General features: G+C 43.0%; 12 protein-coding genes. 9 read left to right on the forward strand and 3 right to left on the reverse strand.

The features are described from left to right. Positions 1-16: 16 nt before the first annotated feature. Together FTU98_RS00190 and FTU98_RS00195 are read right to left on the reverse strand one after the other, a co-directional pair. Positions 17-3,736: a UvrD-helicase domain-containing protein gene (locus FTU98_RS00190; RefSeq protein ID WP_180050134.1), complete on the reverse strand. Its 3,720-nt coding sequence runs from the start codon at positions 3,734-3,736 to the stop codon at positions 17-19. A 44-nt stretch (positions 3,737-3,780) separates the two neighbouring features. Beyond that, positions 3,781-7,521 (reverse strand): exodeoxyribonuclease V subunit gamma, encoded by a 3,741-nt coding sequence (locus FTU98_RS00195; RefSeq protein WP_180050023.1) that lies wholly within the window; start codon positions 7,519-7,521, stop codon positions 3,781-3,783. 236 nt (positions 7,522-7,757) lie between these two features. Between FTU98_RS00195 and FTU98_RS00200 the strand changes: the two genes are divergently transcribed. Beyond that, entirely contained in the window at positions 7,758-8,267 is a 510-nt protein-coding gene (locus FTU98_RS00200; protein ID WP_004975913.1) for a hypothetical protein, read from the forward strand. A gap of 65 nt (positions 8,268-8,332) precedes the next feature. Here FTU98_RS00200 and FTU98_RS00205 read toward each other — a convergent pair whose 3' ends face one another. Beyond that, positions 8,333-9,751, reverse strand: a complete 1,419-nt coding sequence (locus FTU98_RS00205) for a phosphate--AMP phosphotransferase (protein ID WP_180050026.1) — start codon at positions 9,749-9,751, stop codon at positions 8,333-8,335. Positions 9,752-9,997: 246 nt separating this feature from the next. Between FTU98_RS00205 and FTU98_RS00210 the strand changes: the two genes are divergently transcribed. From FTU98_RS00210 to FTU98_RS00245, 8 genes are all read left to right on the forward strand, one after another. Beyond that, entirely contained in the window at positions 9,998-10,702 is a 705-nt protein-coding gene (locus FTU98_RS00210) for a hypothetical protein (protein WP_180050030.1), read from the forward strand. A gap of 168 nt (positions 10,703-10,870) precedes the next feature. Then, on the forward strand, positions 10,871-11,815 hold the full coding sequence (ubiE, locus tag FTU98_RS00215) for a bifunctional demethylmenaquinone methyltransferase/2-methoxy-6-polyprenyl-1,4-benzoquinol methylase UbiE (RefSeq protein ID WP_004975907.1): 945 nt from the start codon (positions 10,871-10,873) through the stop codon (positions 11,813-11,815). An 11-nt stretch (positions 11,816-11,826) separates the two neighbouring features. After that, the gene (locus FTU98_RS00220) at positions 11,827-12,522 is read left to right on the forward strand and encodes an SCP2 domain-containing protein (RefSeq protein ID WP_004975904.1); all 696 of its coding nucleotides are present in this window, start codon (positions 11,827-11,829) and stop codon (positions 12,520-12,522) included. Between the two features lie 13 nt (positions 12,523-12,535). After that, positions 12,536-14,155: an AarF/ABC1/UbiB kinase family protein gene (locus tag FTU98_RS00225; protein WP_096901336.1), complete on the forward strand. Its 1,620-nt coding sequence runs from the start codon at positions 12,536-12,538 to the stop codon at positions 14,153-14,155. A 207-nt stretch (positions 14,156-14,362) separates the two neighbouring features. Continuing rightward, entirely contained in the window at positions 14,363-15,442 is a 1,080-nt protein-coding gene (locus FTU98_RS00230) for a patatin-like phospholipase family protein (protein WP_131261096.1), read from the forward strand. Positions 15,443-15,568: 126 nt separating this feature from the next. Next, the gene (gene hisIE, locus FTU98_RS00235; protein ID WP_004975893.1) at positions 15,569-16,351 is read left to right on the forward strand and encodes a bifunctional phosphoribosyl-AMP cyclohydrolase/phosphoribosyl-ATP diphosphatase HisIE; all 783 of its coding nucleotides are present in this window, start codon (positions 15,569-15,571) and stop codon (positions 16,349-16,351) included. A gap of 22 nt (positions 16,352-16,373) precedes the next feature. Then, positions 16,374-17,876, forward strand: coding sequence for a UvrD-helicase domain-containing protein (locus FTU98_RS00240; RefSeq protein WP_004975892.1), 1,503 nt, complete (start codon positions 16,374-16,376; stop codon positions 17,874-17,876). A 16-nt stretch (positions 17,877-17,892) separates the two neighbouring features. Continuing rightward, positions 17,893-19,266, forward strand: coding sequence for an AAA family ATPase (locus FTU98_RS00245; RefSeq protein ID WP_131261097.1), 1,374 nt, complete (start codon positions 17,893-17,895; stop codon positions 19,264-19,266). Positions 19,267-19,847: the final 581 nt, after the last annotated feature.

The following is a 19,847-nucleotide window of genomic DNA, read 5'->3' on the forward strand; positions in this document are numbered from 1 at the left end:
ATAAGCTGACTTAGCGTTATTTTTTAAGTTCAAAGTAACCCAATATTTGATCTAGTTGCAGAATAAATTCCGCATCTGGCCGCCAATGACAAACCCCTTGCCCTGCTTGCCCCTGCATACCACGCAAATACAAATAACTGGCTCCACCCAAATGTTGCCGAATATCATAATCTTGCAAACGACTGCCCAAATAACGGTGCAACGCCACCAAATACAAGGCCGCTTGTAACCAATAACTCGATTGGGTCATGTTGTGTTCAAGGTTGGTTTTTTCATAATCGCGCTGATCGGCACCCAAATAATTACTCTTATAGTCGGCAATGTGATAACACTGCCCATCAAAATAAACCAAGTCAATTGAGCCTGTCAGATAACGCGCAGTAGCGGCTTCATTTAAATCTTGAATAGGATGTCCCGCATCTTCAAACAATTGCTGAATTGCTTGAATAAATAAGCGCTGATCTGCCAACGCCAAATAGAATGGAAACTCTGATAAATAATGTGCAGTAGATAAGGCGGAAAGCTGGAAAGTATCGTGCAAAGGAGTATTCAACACATCCTTCAGCCACTCGGTCATGTGCGCAAAAATATCTGCTTCCTGCACAGTCGCGCTGCCTTTGGCAGTGTCGAGTTTTGCAATCAAATCTACCAATAACACATCTGAATTAAACTCTTTGTCGTTATGAAAACGGCGTTTGACTTCTTCAAAAATGTCATCATGACTGGCTTGAAAGTCGATATATTCAAAGAGTTTATGTAAAAAACTCCCCGCTTGAGTACCACGCTGAAAATTAGCTTTGATCCATGCAATCGGTTGAGCCACCTGTACGATTTCCTGTTCCGTTTCGACAGGTTCCTGATTGATTTCGTCGGCAGCAGCAGCCTGCTCCTCGCTTGCCAATGCCAAAGTATCGCTACGCATGGCGGCAGGTAAATGTTGTGCCAAGCCACTAAAACTGGTTTTGGTTCGTGGATAAAAGCGACGCTGCGGAAAATCTGCAGCTTCAATCTTAATTTCTTGCACTTGTTCAAGTTGTAATGCTGCCGCCAATTGTGTCAGAGGTGCTTCATCACAGCTCCATGCTGCTGCAATTTCTGCTGAACTTGGCGCTTGTAAACGCCAGACATTTAAACCAGCAGATTTTGGTGCAGCCTCTTTTTTACCTTCTTTTGCAGGCGTAGGCTGTTTTAGCATCGCATAGACCCGATAACTGGCACGGGTGAGTGCCACATACCAAAGCCGATTCAACTCTGCCAAACGGCGCTCACTGTGCTGCTGCATTGCTGTGGCATCTATGTCTTTATGTTTAATGGCAATGATACGTTGCTCAATGCCTTGCTCTTCCTGCGTTGCAAACACCAAAGCAGACTTGTCAGATTTGGGCGGCTGATCTGCCGACATCAAAAAGACCACTTTAAACTCCAAGCCTTTGGACTGGTGAATGGTCATCAATTTCACGCCTGCCGCATTAGAAAGTTTTCGTTCAATTTCCCAATCGCGTTTGGCAGGTGATTCAACTTGCTGTAAATACCAGTAATACAGCATGTAAGCCCCTTGATGGCGTTCACTTTGACGACTCAGCAATTCGGTTAAATGGCGTAAATTCACCACATGCCGTTCATTGTCAAAACTGCGTTTTGCCACCAAATTTTCCCAAATTTTAAATAAGTTCAGGCAGTAATTCCATGCGGTTAAAAAGCCTTTATTGACCCACATTTCCCGAATGCAGTCGAAGTCATAAATAAACTGACCTAACCCCTGTTGCTCAAGTTCAATCAACTGTTGCAGGTTATAACCCAATAAACGTGTCAGTAAGGCACGCTTGACCTTGGCTTCATCATAAGGATGTAAAATTGCAGTTAAAATTGCCGCCACATCTTTGGCTAAAAAGCCTGTAAAAACACTGCGCTGGCTACTTCTATTGACCTGAATTCCAATCCGCTCAAGCTCGTATTGGGCTTGATCTAGCTTTTGATGACTGGTCGATAAAATGGCAATATCATCAGCTTGCAAAGCAACTTTGCCTTCAGAATGATCAAAATATAAATCGCCTGCGATACCTTGATTTAATAACGCGCGAATTTTCCATGCAATTTGAATGGATTCATCCTGATCATGTTCCACCGTCACCCAACGCAGCGGTGCAGGATTGACCTGTTGCCGATCCATTAAAGCAGGATGAGGACGTGAACCTGCAATGACAGGTTCATAAATCACTTTCTCACCAAAAGCGGGTTGGCGTTGAAATAGCTCGTCCACCACACAGACCAACTCTTTCACTGAACGATGATTTTGTCTGAGTGAATAAATGCGACCTTGCTTTTTCAGCACGTCATCACGGGCATTGTTATAGGTCAGCATATCGCCACCGCGAAAACCATAAATCGCCTGCTTAGGATCGCCCACCATAATCATGCAACCGCGCGCATACCACTTCGGATTACGCCAAATTTGCGCCAGCATGTCGTCTTGATCTTGGTTAGTATCCTGAAACTCATCCACCAAAATCAGTGGATAACGGGTATGCACAAACTGCGCAAAACGCTGCCCACGTTCGCCCTGCAACGCTTCGGCTAAGCTGCGAATTTGTTGGGCAAAAGTGGTTTCCCCTTTTTGCTGTAAAAGTTGCGGTAAACGCTGCTTGACGTGTTGTACCAAATAGAATTTTAAATTGGTATCCACCAATTCAATTTGACGCTCAAAATTAAGTTTGGCATCCACAACTGCTTTAATTTTTCGGATTACAGGATGATCAAAAAAAGCATCTTGCACCTCTTGCGTACATGGCGCTTTCGCTTTGTTAAAAATAGATTTTCTGAGCTTACCGTCTTGATTCAAATATAGTGCAAAGACCGCATTAAACAATGCGGCAAGATGTGAATTAAAATAATGTTCTAAAGGGCTGTGCTTAATTTTTTCAATCAGTTTTGGCAAAGTCACTGTAAATAGTGGCTGCAACCCCTTCTTATCACTCCCCGCGACATAATCGGAAAAATTAAAGCTATATTCACCATCATAATATTCTTTTAATTCTTCAATTTGCGTCATGGTGATACTGGCTAAATTCTGCAACGCCTCTGCTAAATCTTGTACATCCAATTGTGCCTGATCTATGCCCTGAATCTCTGCCGATGCAAAATTCAAACTGGTATTGACCAACCCCTCATAGTCTGCTGCAGATTTCAACCGCCCACATAACAGCATATAGTCCACAACATGCTGAGGCTGTGCTTGAATCCATTCACGCAGCACATCATGCAGCAATTGTTCAGTATAGACCGATGCTTGGTCGGTAATATTGGCGCGCTCAATTTTGCCGCTTTCAAAGGAAAATTCACGCAATAATTTTTGGCTAAAGCTATCCAGCGTTCCGACAAATAATTCATCGAGTTGTGCAATCACCAAGTTCAAACGTGAACTGGCATAGTCCAGTTTTAAGCGATATTCCTGCAGAACATTTTTGAGTAAAGGATCTTGTAGTTGTGCAATTTTCTCTGCAAGGGCGCGTTGATCTAAAGACTGATTTAAACACTGGTCGATATATTGTTGGGTTTCAAGCAAGCGTGCACGAATACGACTTTTTAGCTCGGCTGCGGCGGCACGGGTAAATGTGGTCGCAATCACTTGATTAGGCAAATAATCTTTCAGGAAAATCCGCACCATCAAACTAGATAAAGTATAGGTTTTTCCTGTACCTGCCGATGCTTCAATCCAATGCAAGCCTTTAAATTGCATCTCTTGAATTGGGTCATAACAAATTGGGAATAGGCTAGATGAGTTCACGCAGATTCCCCTTGTTTTTGAAGATTTTTCGCAGATTCATAATTTTCAATGATGGGCTGATACAGTCGATGGCTATATTGCTGAAATGCCTCAATCAACAACGGTTCAGTTTCACTGTCTTGAAAAATAAATGACCAGTCTGGGTGATTTTTCTCACTTTCATCAATAAAGCTCCTCCTAGCACCGTCATGCCAATGTTTTACGAAGCTTTCCATATTCAAAACTTGATCGGACTGAGCTTCATCCCACTGAATTTCAAATTCTTTTTTATCTTTCATTTTTAAAACCAAAGCCGCAGGCAATAACACAGGATATTGCTGTGCGTGTTTCCAGAACTCAAACCACTGGGCTAAATACTCGTGTGCTTGCTGTGCATGGATATTGGCAAAATGAATCACCGCATCTTTACACACCACAATCCGCTCTAAATCTTGATGTTCTGTGTTCTGATAGGCCACCCAAAACAAATATTCCAACCACACTTCGGCATATTTTCTTGGTCTGGCACTCGCTGCCACCACGCTACACCAAAGCTTTGTCGGCTGTTCAGGCACTTGAATACGGATATGCAAATGCGGATTCATTTTCCAAAGCTGTTGCGTTGTTGTGGTTGCCTCGTCTGCAAATTGCTGGAGTGTGTCACGTAAATATTGCTGTTCTTGCAGTCCCGTTTGAAACGTGGCATTTAAGGTTTTACCCACAGGCAAGGTATCTTGCAACAAGCTTTCTGCATCTTGCTCGCCATGTTGCAGTAAAAAATCACGCACACTATATTTTTCCAAGCCATTTAAAATCAGCGGCTCGTGGTTCATTGCAGCAGTGTCGGATTGTAAATTTTCGACCCCAATCGCTTTTAAATAGGCACGCGCAGGGAAACACACATCTCGAATCCATTGCATACTGTCGAGTACCACCACGTCTTGTGGCAATAATGGATATTCACCAAACCATGCTTCGCGTGGTGTGGTTTCTTGCTGCATTTGTTTGGCAACCCGATACCATTGATCTTTAAAGCGAACTTCACGGCTTTCGGCAAAACGCAGTTGATCAAAAGGTTGCAAACTATGCAGGTGATAAAGAGATTTCAATTGCGCAGGAATCTCGACACCGTTCAAGTTTAAGCGTGAATCGCTAGCCCTATCGGGATGTTTCACAATCAATTCCAAATGCTGCACAAATTCCTGCACCAGCACGGATGGATCACGTACCTCACCATCGCTGACATCAAAACCGTTATAAAATAACCAAACACTGTCTTGCGCCAACAATAAACTGTCTAAAAACGCCCCCTGATCATCCTCAATGCGTGAACGATCTCCCAGTTGTGGTTTTAATAGTTGCATCAAATCAAAAGCCAATTGCTGATCACGACTTGGGAACACGCCATTGTCCAAATTCAACATCACAATCAACTTATATGGCAGCGGACGAATTGCACCAATTTGGCTAAAGGTAATGGCGCCCGATGGACTGGCTTGTTCGAGTTGGGTTTCGAGCTGGGCTGAAATTTCTTGCAGAATATAATCCAGCGGTAAGCTTAAATGACGCAAATCTTGACCCGACTGCACATCAAAATAACTGGCTAAGGTCAGCATACGGTCATGTTTTTGCACCAAACTAAACACCGATGCCAACACATCTACCCCTGCATCCTGAAACTCACTCAGGTCTTGCATCAGTTGTTTAAGCCAATATTCCACCGTTTTGGCTTGCCCCAATTCATGCTGAATTAGCCAATCACGGCGCTGTGCAAAATCCTGATAAATTTGAACCAGTTTAAAAATCAATTCAAAATCGCTACTTTGCACATCGGCATAACTTAAAGTGTGCTGAACCACGCAATGCTCTGGCACTGCAACGCCCAAAGCCAAACGATCTAAAGCAAACTTTAAGCTGAACCGATAATCTTGATCATCTGCACTCAGGCTGCGTTTTAAATGCTCGGCATCTAAACCACGTTTAAAACCTGCATTGGCCAACAACTCATTCATGCGCTCAATGTTGTTTAAATTCAAGGCATAACGCTGTTGTGTGGCAGCCAAACTCAACCAGTCGCCAAACTCCTCAAAGCTAAAACGTCCTTGTACTAGCGCTATACGCCCAACCACCGCACGCCAAGCATTATGAATGTCTAAAGAGCTGATGCCTGCAATTTGAATAGGCAAATACACACTATCTTGACTGAGTTGATGCCCTAAAGTAGCTTGATTCTGCTGTGCTTTTTGTTGTCCTTTCTGATAGAGATCACGCTCACTTGGCGGTGCAGCAAATACGCTGCGAATTAAAGACTCTTGTTCTTTGAGTTTCGGACTCAATACCAAAATATCACTGGCTTGGCGGCTGTCATCTTGTCCTAGCCATGCAATTAAACGATCTTTGAGTACCTCAAGCTGACGTAAACTTGAATGACACACATGAATTTGCAATGACTCATCGGCAGGGTCTAAGTCATACGCCTGCGCGACTGGCTCAACCAAATTCAATACATCCGATTGAATTTTGCCAAGTAAATGTTGCGGCTCTTCTTCAGGGAAAAGATCATACCACTCGCCTTCATCACCACTTGACAACGCCGCCAATAAAGAAAAGTGATCACGTGCCTGTTTACCAAAGCGTGTCAGCAAAGGATGATGTGACTCGCGCATATCGGCATTAAATTCGCCATTATATTTTTTGATATATGCAGCAATATCATCATCACTTACGGTTTTATTTTGACTTTCCATCTCACGAATAAAACGACTTTTGATTCGCGCATCCATGTTTAATTTCCACTTAGGATCGACCATGTCTGCCCAATATTCTTGCGATGGGTTGTAATGCAGAATAAAAATATCCATATACTGTGCCAAACGGCGAATAAACCACAATTGACTTGGCGGCAAGTCTAATAAGGTAAAAATCACCAACTGTTTGGGTAATTTGTTAATACACGAATTTGGATTTTCAGGCTCGCCCAAAGCTTGCCAAAATTGCAGATCAATCTCCTGCATTTTTTCAAAATCTGCATGAAAAATATGCAACCACAACCAACTTTGCCATTGCTCTAATTCTTCGGCTTGCTCTTGAGTAAATGCGGCTATTTCCAATGCCGCTTGTTTTTCTTCTTCGCTCTCAAAGTTTTTAGGGATATAAATTTGCTGCTTTAAGTTCAGGCGTTTCTGCTGTCCCCAAACCGCTAACCAATTGCTTTGACATTGGCAGACACCCTCGCAGCCTTTTTGGCAAAAACCACGATAAACCATGTAATTGCTAAATAAACGTGAAACTTTATCTGCCACCCAATACAGCATGTTTTGCTTTTTGAGCTGCTTTTCTAAACCCTGTGACAATTGCTCTGCGCTGTCATAAATTCGCTGAATCAAACGATGTAAAGCATGCTCGGCAGGAAGTGGGTTTTGTTCGTGTTGTATCCACGGTTGTAAGTCATAAAACACACGCCATTGCATCACAATACGCGGAATATTTGCCTGACGCACCCGATCTTTATCGTCTAAAACTGCCTGATAAGCGGCCCATTGAAAGGCACGAATACGATGATGAAATTCAGTATTGGCACTAATGCCTTTTTGCTCGGCTATTTTTTCCGTCAGCCACTTTTCTACTGCCACTGAAGGCACAATAAAATGCTGGGTTTGTAGCACCTGAAGCGGATTCGATGTCGGTTGACGTATGGTTTTCAGCATTTCATTGACTAAAACTTCTATACGTTGGCTTTGTATGACATGAATCGCCATAAGGTATCCTTTAATTTATTTTGAATAAGAATGTATTAAATGTACTAGAAGGCCGTTGATCTATCATTTGCCTCAAGCACAACAAAAGAATAAAGATTATTGGCTATACACTTACAACGGTGTATGCCACTTTACAAGCATACTTTTATTGCCTACTTTATTCAAAAAGTGCTTTGAATAAAGTGGTTTAATTTACCAAACAGCATACGATTATCCGCCATTTTAAGGTTGTACTTATGATAAAAAGAGAGACAATTCCAGACAGTATTGATCCAAGCCTAGACTTGGAAATGATTCGTGCAGAATGCCTAGAACTGGTCAAAAAACGTGCCTATTTTTCTGCAGGTGCAGCCGTCATTCCTGTGCCGTTCTTAGACGTTGTCATTGATGTGGGCATCTTGTCGCAACTGATTCCAGAAATTAATGCACGTTTTGGCTTATCTCCTGAGCAAGTCAGCGTGTATGATCCTGAAACCCGAAAAGTCCACTGGAGCGAATTGCGTAAACGCGGTGTGGAATTTTCAGGCTTAGTCGTGGCGCGTACTGCAGTAAAAAAATCCCTGAATAATGTCGCAGCCAAGTACATCACCAAACAAGTCACCAAGTTTATTCCATTGGGTGGACAAATGGTGGCAGCAGGTTTGGGTTATTTTATTATGAAAAAAATTGCCGAAACGCATGTTGAAGAAAGCTATAAACTGGCAAAAAGCATTCAGCTTAAACAAGCCAAAGTTGTGAATGCTTAATTTTTAAACTAAACAGACTCAAATTCAGCTAACTTAACACGCAGTCTTTGCATCCTCGAGGCAGATTATTCTGCCTTGAATTGTTTCAAGATGGTTCTTAAAATTTCCAAACGTGCTGCATTTTTGTCATTACTCGGAATGATGTGCCACGGTGCATATTCGGTACTGGTACGTTGCAGCATATCTGCCGCTGCCACCAAATAATCATCCCAACGGCTACGGTTGCGCCAGTCTTCATCTGTAATTTTAAAACGCTTATGTGCGGTTTCCTGACGTGCTTTAAAACGCAGCTCCTGCTCATCTTTACTAATGGCTAACCAAAATTTGATGACGACAGTTTGATGATCATTTAAGTCTTTTTCAAAACGGTTGATTTCGTCATAAGAACGCTGCCATTCCAGTGGGCTAATCAAACCTTCTACACGTTCTACCAATACCCGCCCATACCAAGAACGGTCAAAAATATTGATTTTTTCTTCAGGCAGAATTTTCGTCCAAAAACGCCACAAATAAGGACGACTGATTTCAAAGGCTTCAGGTGCACTAATGGTGTAAATTTCGTATTCACGCGGATCCAGTTTTTTTACAATCCGTTTAATCGCGCCGCCTTTGCCTGCTGCGTCCATTCCTTCAAAAACAATGCTGACATTACGGTTATCTAAACGCAGTGCATCTGCCACTTTTTTCGTGAGTTTCTTTAACTCTGCTTTATAGTCATCCTCATTGACCGATTCAGATACAGGATTAAGCAAAACTTCTGGAATTTCTGCAGCTTGCCAAGTGATGCCCGAACTGGTCGGATGCACAGGACAATGCTCTAAAGCACGTAAAATATGCTGTGCAAATTGTTGATCGCGGATGGTTTCATCTTCGCAATCAATCATAATCCAGTCATCGGTAAAGCGTTGGCGCAGCTTTTGCAAGCTGTCATATTGCTTTTTATTGCGCCAATCCAAGCCGTGCAATTTATGCCAATGCACTTCGCTCGGTTCCATATCATCTAGTCGTTTTTGTAGTGATTTCCACGATAAATCGAACCAGATTTTAATGACATCCACATGGTTATTTTTTAAGTCTTCTTCATAGGCACGCATTTTTTCGACATAGTTATCAAACATGGTGTCATCAATTTTTTTAGACACATGCATGGCTGTGCTTAATAAGTCACTATACCAATTGCCAAACATCACCATAATTTGACCTTCGGCAGGAATAAAACGTGCATAAGGCTGCCAAAGTGTCTGTTTGGGATTAAACGGGTGTGGCGCATCGGCTTTTACCCTTAAATAACGCGGATCGACCCATTCCCTAAGTTGTTTGACCGACTCTCCTTTCCCCGCCAATTCAATGCCGCTCACTAAAATCAGCAAACTTTTGGCATTTTTTTCACCTTTGGTATTTTTTAAAGCATATTGGGCTTCAATTAGCTCGACTGAAAGTTGTTCTTCTTCCATGAGTTTAAATTCAGTATGTGCTTGTGACATCATCTACCCTATTGTTGTGTTATTTAAGCTCTGCTGATCATTCGTCTATATTTACGATATTAGAATGAGCGACAGACTTTGATCAGTATACGAATATCGACCCATTTTTTAACAACTTTTCGCGTATTTTTGTAGATTAATCTCACACACTGACCTTTGCCGTTTGGAATTCTGTGTAATTTGTCATAGCGACGAGATCAAACTCACATTAAGATTTGCCCATTCAACTCAATAATGAGACACCCTATGTCTAAACTTGCTGCTTTAGATGAGCTGTTAGAACTGTATTATCAATTTAAATATCATAAAAATCCTATGCTTTTTCAACGCTTACAAGATGTTCAAACATGGCAAAAACAGCGTATGCAACGCACCCATGCCACACAGTTTGCCGAAAAGCACAATGTCTTGATGGCTGAATATTTTTTAAACCGCTTATATGGCGGTCCAGATTTTGACGCTTTGGCAGGTCAAATTGCTCGCCTACTGAAATATGCACACAAAGCTGAAAAAATCATCCCTGAAAATGCAATAAAAACAGGGACTTCTGGGGTAAGTCTGGCGATTTTGGCAGTGCAGTTAGATGAACAAGTCGCGATACAATTGCTACAGGACTATCCTGAAAATATGCCTTTAAATGATGAGATGATGCGTCTGACTTATTTAAAGCTCGATCAGGGCGAAGCACGCTTAAAACAATTAAATATGTTGGATGAACTGGGTAAAAACCTAGATAAATATATGCGCTCTTTTGTGGTCTATACCGCTTTTAAAATGTGTAAAGGCGCGGCGCAAAAATACAGTTTTCAAATTATGTATGAGTTTATGCAAGATGGCTTTTTAGCCATGAAACCATTAAAGTCCGCAGAGAAATTTGTGAAGCAATTTACTACCACAGAACGGGAAATTATTGCCAAAGTACATGCAGGTGATTTACATCCATTTTCATAATCCCAATGTGTGAAATAACCAACACTTATTCAGCACACTTACGCTATCTTTGGTTTTTTCTGTATATTATTCATAACAATTGCATGATGATTACTGTACAAGTGCTTAGAATCTGTCATCATGCATACACTGCAGCCTTAAGCCTTTTTATCCTGAGGAGTGACTCCAATGTCGAATGAAAATCAAACGCCTACCGCTACTCCCGAGTCGGCACAACCAACAGACAAAGTGAGTCCATTCTTAACCGAACCTCTACCGCAAGGCGCTCCACAAGGTCAGCAACAATCTTTAGAACAAAAATTAACGGATACACCTGTTACGGGTTCAGTGCCAAAATATAATTTGCCGCGCGGTGCCAACACAGGCAATGTCGGTGCAACCACACACTTCGGCTACCAAACCGTCAGCAGTGAAGATAAAGCCCAGAAAGTCGCAGAAGTCTTCCACTCGGTTGCAAGCAAATACGACATTATGAACGACTTAATGTCATTTGGTATTCACCGCTTATGGAAACGCTTTGCGATTAATATGTCAGGTGTACGTCGTGGTCAGCGCGTACTGGACATTGCAGGCGGTACGGGTGACTTAGCCAAAGTCTTTAGCCGTGAAGTTGGCCCTACAGGTCATGTGGTACTGTCAGATATTAACGAATCTATGCTGAATGTTGGCCGTGACCGTCTAATTGATGCAGGCTGTACCAATGTCGATTTCGTGTTGGCGAATGCCGAAACTTTAGAACCATTTGAAGACAACAGCTTTGACTTACTGACTATTTCATTTGGTTTACGTAACGTGACCGATAAAGATGCAGCTTTGGCAGCGATGTACCGCGTACTCAAGCCGGGTGGTCGTTTATTGATTTTAGAATTTTCAAAACCAGTATTTGAACCGTTCTCAAAACTCTACGATTTATATTCATTCACAGCATTGCCATTGATGGGTAAAATTGTCGCAAACGACTCAGAAAGCTACAAATACTTGGCTGAATCTATTCGTATGCACCCAGATCAACGCACTTTAAAAGGCATGATGGAACAGGCAGGCTTCCAAAACTGTGATTACCACAACCTGACTGGTGGTATTGTTGCCGTTCACCGTGGTTTTAAACTCTAAGGCGTACCGCAATGTGGTCAATTCTCGCCCTTGGTGCAGTTGAGAAACTGATTCATCATGTTATTGATTTGGATGCGATTACTCGCATCCAGCTCAACCAACTACACGGCAAAATGTTGCGTGTGGTGCTCGATTCGCCACAGCTTTCTGTAGATGTCTTTTTTGATGACAACAAAGTTCGTTTAGAACCTACTGCAACAGGTCACAGCGAGCAGCCTTCTATTTTTGAGCAACGCCCGTTTGATCAAGCGCAAAATATCAGCCCCGCAACGACCACTTTGCATGTTAAAAATGTGGTGCAATTGCTCAAACTGTTGCTATCCGATGAAGTGGGCAATATTCCCCTACAAGGTGACTATCATCTTTTACAAGATATTCAGCGCATTATGCAGCAGGCTGAACTAGACTTGGCCGCACATTTAAGCCCTTGGATTGGTCCTGCTTTGGCTCATGAAGTTGGCAAAATTCAGCTTGCACCCAAGCATTTAAAACGCAGTCTACACAGCCATTTGTTCTTTGCTGAAGATGCCCTAAAAGAAGACAGTGGTCTATTTGCCCCACGCTGGCAAATGGATGACTTACAACAAGACACGCGCATTTTTCAACAAAATTTAGACCGCGCCGAAGCCAAAATTCAACAGCTACAAGCGCAGCTTGATGCACAGCCAGATACCGCTTCTGACACCTTAAACTCCACTCAACCCTAGGGAATAAGTCTTTATGATTCCGCACGTTTCGCGTTTACTCGAACTTTGGCGCATTGCCGCGCACTATAGACTCGACACGTTGTTTCCTGCGGAAGAACTACCAGAAAAGGCACGTCATGCGCTCAGTTTTATTCGCATGCACCCTGCGGCTTGGTCAAGTAAAGAACGTAAAAACCCGCTGAAGCTCAAAGAAGCTTTAGAAGAAATGGGACCATTGGCAATTAAACTTGGGCAATTGCTGTCTACGCGTCGTGACCTGATTCCGCCTGAAGTTTTACAGCAATTGGTGTTGCTACAAGACCGTGTCAAACCATTCGGTTCTGACGTGGCACAAATGCGAATTCAGCAATCGCTCAAGGCAGACATCAACACCCTGTTTGCCCGTTTTGATGAGCAACCTTTAGCAGCAGCCTCCATTGCGCAAGTCCATACCGCTGCCTTGCATGATGGTCGTGAAGTCGTCGTTAAAGTCACCCGTCCCGATATTCGCCAGCAAATTCTACAAGATTTTGAAATTCTGGAATGGCTCGGTGCAGCACTGGAAAAACGTCTGGAAGCGGCACGCGCTCTACATTTATCTGAAATTATTCAGGACTATCGTCAAATTATTCTCAACGAACTGGATTTGACCTTAGAAGCGGATAACACCCGCCGCATGCGTCACTACTTTACAGGCTCAAGCATGATGTACGTGCCTGAAGTCTATATGGACAGTAAAGATGTGATGGTGGCAGAGCGCATTACAGGTGTGCCAATTTCCGACACGGCAACCTTTGATCGTTTGGGGATGAATCGTGCCGATTTGGCAGAAAAAGGCCTCACGATTTTCTTTACCCAAGTGTTCCGTGACAACTTTTTCCACGCCGATATGCATCCTGGCAACGTCTTTGTGGAAACCATCAATCCGAATAATCCGCGTTTTATTGCGCTAGATTGTGCGATTATGGGCGAGCTGTCCAAGCATGACCAAATGACCGTAGCACGTATGTTGCTGGCGGTGATGAACAGCAACTTTATGCAGCTGATTCAAGTGGTACACCAAGCTGGCTGGATTCCACCGGGCACAGATCAAGATGCTCTCGCCCGTGAAATGCGCCGTACTGTCGGGCCAATGGTGTCTAAACCGATGCACGAATTGGACTTTGCAGGCATTCTGATTCAGGTCATGGATATTGCACGTCGTTTCCATTTGGAAATTCCACCGCAATTGATGCTACTCCTGAAAACATTGGTGCATGTTGAAGGCTTGGGCACAGACTTATATCCAGAACTGGATATCTGGAAACTGGCAAAACCAATTTTAACGGATTGGATTAAAGCCAATATGAATCCAGTCAAAAATGTCAAAGAAATTGGGCAGCAAATTCCCGACCTGTTACTGGGTGCGCAAGACTTACCAAGTTTAATGATTGACAGTTTAAATGGTTTAAAAAACCAATCGGCTTGGCATTCCAAACAATTGCATGAATTACAAAGCATGCGTCTACAAATGGAACATCAGCAAAAACGCAGCTGGATTTTTGGCAGCATTATGGCCATTTTCCTCTCCATTGCGATTATTGCACCGTGGTATGTCTCTATTGTTTTAATCGCGTTGGCAAGTTTCTTGGCGATTTGGCGTATAGCTAAATAAAGCCACATTGCTTGATAACAAACTGATTAGACGATAAAAAAATTAGAAAGCCTGTTTTAAAGCAGGCTTTTTTATCACGCTGATTTTCTCTAACTCATCCTAAAAACTACCGCATGACTCATCAGTCACCAAATGATGCCTCTCGCCATTGTTGCAAAAATCACCACGCCTACAATTAATGCACATTTGTAGCGTTATAGATCAAGCATGACTCAGCTTTTGCATAAACGTGCCCCTGCACTCAGTATTCGCGCAGGACATCTGGCACGCCAACTGATTGAACAAGAAGGCTTACATGCCCAACACGTCGATATTATTCCAGGTGCAGCAGGCGGCCCCAAAGGTATTGGCATTCAAGGCTTAGACCAAGCTATTTTTGGCGAGTTTTTTGCCCAAGCCCCAAAGCGTCGTACTGTGGTCGGTTCTTCAATTGGCAGTTGGCGCTTTGCCAGTATTTTGGCGTGGGGCGCAAAACAAGGCACTGAACGCCTGTCCGATTTATATACCAACTTGTATTTTCATAAAAAAATGTCGCGCCAAGAAGTCGCTGAGATTTGTCAAAATATGCTGTTTGAACTGATTCAGGGACAGCAACAACAACTGATTCAGCATCCTGACTATCACCTCACGGTCATTTCCGTCAAAGCTCAACATATTTTCCAAAGTGACCAAGCCTTGCCTTTGCTAGCATCTGTGGCTGGAATTATTGGTAGCAATGCCATTGCGCGCAAACATAACCGCTTATTTATGCAACGCGTCATCAGCCAACCTGCGCAAGGTCAGCAGTTTATGGTAGAGGATGATTTTGTCACCCATTACCAAGCCCTGAATGAGCAGAATGTCGCACCGTGGCTGCTCGCCTCAGCGTCTATTCCCGGGGTGATGTCTGCTATTCGTGACATTCCTGATGCGCCCGTGGGCAGTTATCGGGATGGTGGCTTAATTGACTACCATCTAGATTTACCTTACCAAAGTCAGGGCATTGTGCTGTACCCACACTTTACCGACAGCATTACCCCTGGCTGGTTTGATAAAATGTTGAAGCATCGTAAAGCCAATCCTGAAAATCAGGCCCGGACACTCTTGCTATCACCTTCGGCAGAATATTTAAGCAGCTTGCCTTTAGGCCGTTTGCCCGATCGTAAAGACTTCACCTTAAAAGGTTTAGATCAGGCACAGCGCATTCGCTTATGGAAACAATCGGTGGCAGAAAGTCAGCGTTTGGGCGATGAATTTCTGGAAATGGTGGAAAAACAAAACTTCCCTCAATTTATGCAAACGCTTTGACAGTACAAATCTGGCAAGATAATTTAGGTAAATTGTCTTGAATCACGTACACTATAGGGACGATGCAAAATCGTGCGCTCAGAAAATAGCGTCCATACAATTTAAATTAATTTTGGTGAACAACTCATGAATAACTTGCAATGGCTCGATGAAGTAAAATTTAACGAACAAGGATTAGTGCCTGCCATTGCACAGCATCATCAAACAGGACGTGTGTTGATGGTGGCGTGGATGAACCGTGAAGCCTTGGCACTGACTGCCGAAAAAAATCAGGCGGTGTATTTTTCACGTTCACGCAATAAATTGTGGCACAAGGGTGAAGAATCTGGACACTTTCAAACTGTGCACGAGATTCGTCTGGACTGCGATGCCGATGTGATTATCCTGCAAATTGAACAACATGGTGGAATTGCTTGCCACACAGGGCGTGAATCTTGTTTCTATCGCAAACTCACCGCCAATGGTTGGGAAATTGTAGATGCACAGCTGAAAGACCCGAATCAAATTTATGGTGAACAAGCCGCCAATGCTCACACCTTAGCCATGAGCCAATCAAAGGCACAAGCTGAACAGGTTGAAGTTTTGGCTTATTTAGGGCAAATGATGAGCGAGCGCAAAACCGCTAATCCTGACTCATCTTATGTAGCCAAGCTATACCATAAAGGCTTGAATAAAATTTTGGAAAAAGTCGGTGAAGAAACCGTGGAAGCAATTATTGCCGCCAAAGATTTCAACACCGAAGCCAATGCCAACAACAAAAATGACCTGATTTATGAAGTGGCCGATTTATGGTTCCACAGCATTGTCATGTTGGGTTATTTCGATATTGAACCGCAAGTGGTACTGAATGAATTGGCTCGTCGTCAAGGTTTATCAGGCTTGGTTGAAAAAGCCAACCGTAGCCATTAACGCGAAAAGCCAACCCTGATCTGTGTCTGTAATCACCAAGCCTCGCCCGACCTATGAGCAAGCCACTGCTATAGATAATGCACGTCTGGGCAAATCTTTTAAAGTGATTGCCTATGCAGGTACAGGTAAAACCACGACCTTACAAATGATCAGTGATGCCATGCCAGAACGGCGTGGCATGTACTTGGCATTTAACAAAGCCATTGCCGCAGAAGCACAAAGTAAATTTCATCGTCAGGTCGATTGTCGTACATTTCACTCGCTTGCATATCGCAGCGTTCCACGTGGAGTCACCGACAAATTACGCCTACCCCGTTTAAGTCCAAGTTTTATTGCCAAAGAGTATCGTTTAGAACCGATTACCCTTAGACGTATGATGGGCGGACGCTATGAAAAATATGTGTTGATGCCAAGTCGTTTAGCCAGTTTGGTGGCCAATGCCGTGAGTCATTTCTGCTCGACCAGTTCGCAATACCCTGCCCCACGACATTTACAAGCACCCAGTTGGTTGCATCCAGATGACATCGACACCTTACAAAAGCATCTTTATCCTGCGGTAGAACGACGCTGGTTGGAGTCAATTGACCCGAATCATCAGGCAGGCATTGGACACGATATTTATCTGAAACTTTGGGCCTTGTCTGAACCTAACATTCCTGCCGATTATGTGCTGTTTGACGAAGCTCAAGATGCCGACCCGCTCATGCTGGGCATTTTACTCAAGCAACGTAATACTCAAGTGATTTATGTGGGCGATGCGCATCAACAAATCTATGCTTGGCGTGGTGCAATCAATGCCATGCAGCAATTACCTTTGCCTGAATCACGACTGACCACATCGTTCCGTTTTGGTGAAGAAATTGCCCTGACCGCCAATGCCATTTTAGGTGGGCTGAATGAAACCGTGCCACTCTTGGGCAATCCAGAATTACATTCCAAAGTGGTCAACAAACCGCATACCAAAATGCGTGATGCGATTTTATGCCGTACCAACGCCCGTGCCATGGAACTGCTACTGGCAGGTTTAGTGCATGGCGATAAAGTCAGTCTGCAAGCCGACCATGTGCGCTTAAACCGTTTTGTGGATGCTGCCGCGATGCTCAAACAAGGCAAACGTGTGACCGACGTTCCAGAACTGGCATGGTTTAACTCTTGGCATGATGTACATGAATATTGTGAAACCAACGATGGCAGCGACATTAAACCTTTGGTCAAACTGGTGGATGATCATGGTACTAATCCACTCAAACGGGCGTTGGCAAAAATCACCCCAATTGACCAAGCCGACTATATTATTTCGACAGCGCATAAAGCCAAAGGTTTAGAATGGAATCGGGTACATATTGAAGACGACTACCAATTTAAACTGAACGACAAAGAGCATAAAATTAGCGATGAAGAATTAAGATTACTGTACGTGGCATGCACACGTGCTAAAGTCAGTTTAAATATTCATCATATTTACGATTTGGTACAACAACTGAAAATAAAAATGCCGACATCGTTACGCAAAGCGGTGGGGTAATTGCAGCAGGTGCGCTATGAAAATTACATCGGTTCATTTCAGACACATCACCCATTTTGCAGACCTAAAACTCGAACTCAATTATCACGATCTTCCCATCACCCTTATTTTAGGAGACCAAAGTGCGGGGAAGACTTCGCTATTACGCTTTAGTTATCAGGCACTAACCTGGTTTGCTGCACGTTATAAAGATTTACGCACTGCGGGCTTGGTCATGCAAGATCAAGATATTATGCAAACGCGCTTACAAGCAAAAATTGATGTGTGTGTGGAGATTCCAGCAGAAATAGGCAGTTTGGCAGAATCAAGCAACACGCAAATTGAAAGCACCCAACATTGTGACTGGCAATTATATAAAACCCTGAATAGTAGCGGCGTAGGAGTAAGCAAAGCAGAAACCGCCAAGCTTGAAAAAATGGTGCAGCTCTATCAACACGCCATTAAACATGACCCGATGCAAGGTCTACCGCTGATTGCCTACTACCCTGCAGAACGCTTCGTGAATGAAGTTAATTTACTCAATAAAAATAATCCGCTGATTTTACAACCTGGACATGCCTACGAAATTGCTGCGATTCCATTCACGACATTTACTCGTTTTTTTGAATGGTTGCGGGAAATTTCCGATATTGAAAATGCCCAAAGTGCGCAGCTTTTACACAAGCTATATCAGCAACAACAAAGCGAACTCGCACAAACCCTGAATCAGTCCTTATTGCATGCCTATACCCAAATGCATGCACCGAGTTTACAAGCACTGAAAGATGCCTTACAAATCGTGCTGCCTGAAATTGAAGACCTATATCTACAACATCTGCCTAAATTACAACTCATGGTGCGCTGTCAGGGCAAAGATATGCTGTATCAGCAATTGTCGAACAGTCAGCGCAACTGGATTGCTCTGGTAGGCGATATTGTACGTCGCCTCTGTTTGCTAAACCCAAACAGTTTGTATCCGTGTCGCGAGGGAGATGGTATTTTGTTGATTGACCAGATTGATCATCAGCTCGATCAACAACAGGCCGCACAAATACTGACCCGTTTACATCAAGCTTTTCCGCGCTTACAAATTATTGCCACAGGCAACCGCAGCGAACTTTTGGAACAAGCGGAACGCTTTCAATGTTTAAAACTGGAACATCAACAGCTGCATCCCATCGCATGGCAAAGTTTACAACCGCAGTTTGCAGAAATTTATGCTGATGTGCTAGAAACCACTCACACGACAGAAGACGTCAGCCTACAAGAACAAAACCCAACACAATTAGGCACGGCTGAAATTTTGCAGCAGATTCAAAACCATTTAACTGCCGAACAAAAACAGGAATTGCTGCAACGCTTACAGCAATTGGATAGTGAGCCAACACCTGATCAATTGCCTGAATCTTAATTGCCGAAGTCTTTCAAGGCATACTTGGCCAAAAAGCAAGGAAATACTTTATCCCGCATATAACAGACGGTATATAATGACTTTGCTGTATGCAAAAAAAATTGATGTTGTTTTATTCATGTAATAAAATCAGATTAATTTTGAACTTTTATAGTAAAATCCGATTTTGCTGTAGTTTTTAAAGTTGCGCAATACAACTTTTTTTATACCTTGAATAGTGTCTATTGACCTTTCAAACACGGTGAATGCTGTAAAAATGCAGCAGATGCAGATCAACTTCATCCATAATTCAACTAGGTTGTAGATTGACGCATCTAAATATTTTTAACACAGCTTTAACCAAACCAAGCACAACCTTATTCGCTGCATCGTCAGCGAAAGATCAGCATATTTTTTGCTGCTTGAGCCGCCTAGCCATGTAAAATTATTTTTGCATGATCTTGTTTTGAGTTTAAGTTGCGACAATACGCTCATCAAAACAATAGACTACGTGTTTACTGACACGACTGATTGGCTTTCAAGATTGAATCTTTTGGATGGTGTGTTGCTGTCCTGTAATCCTTGGAAGATAAGATTCATCC

Source organism: Acinetobacter sp. YH12211 (genome assembly GCF_013418015.1).
Taxonomy (GTDB): Bacteria; Pseudomonadota; Gammaproteobacteria; order Pseudomonadales; family Moraxellaceae; genus Acinetobacter; species Acinetobacter towneri.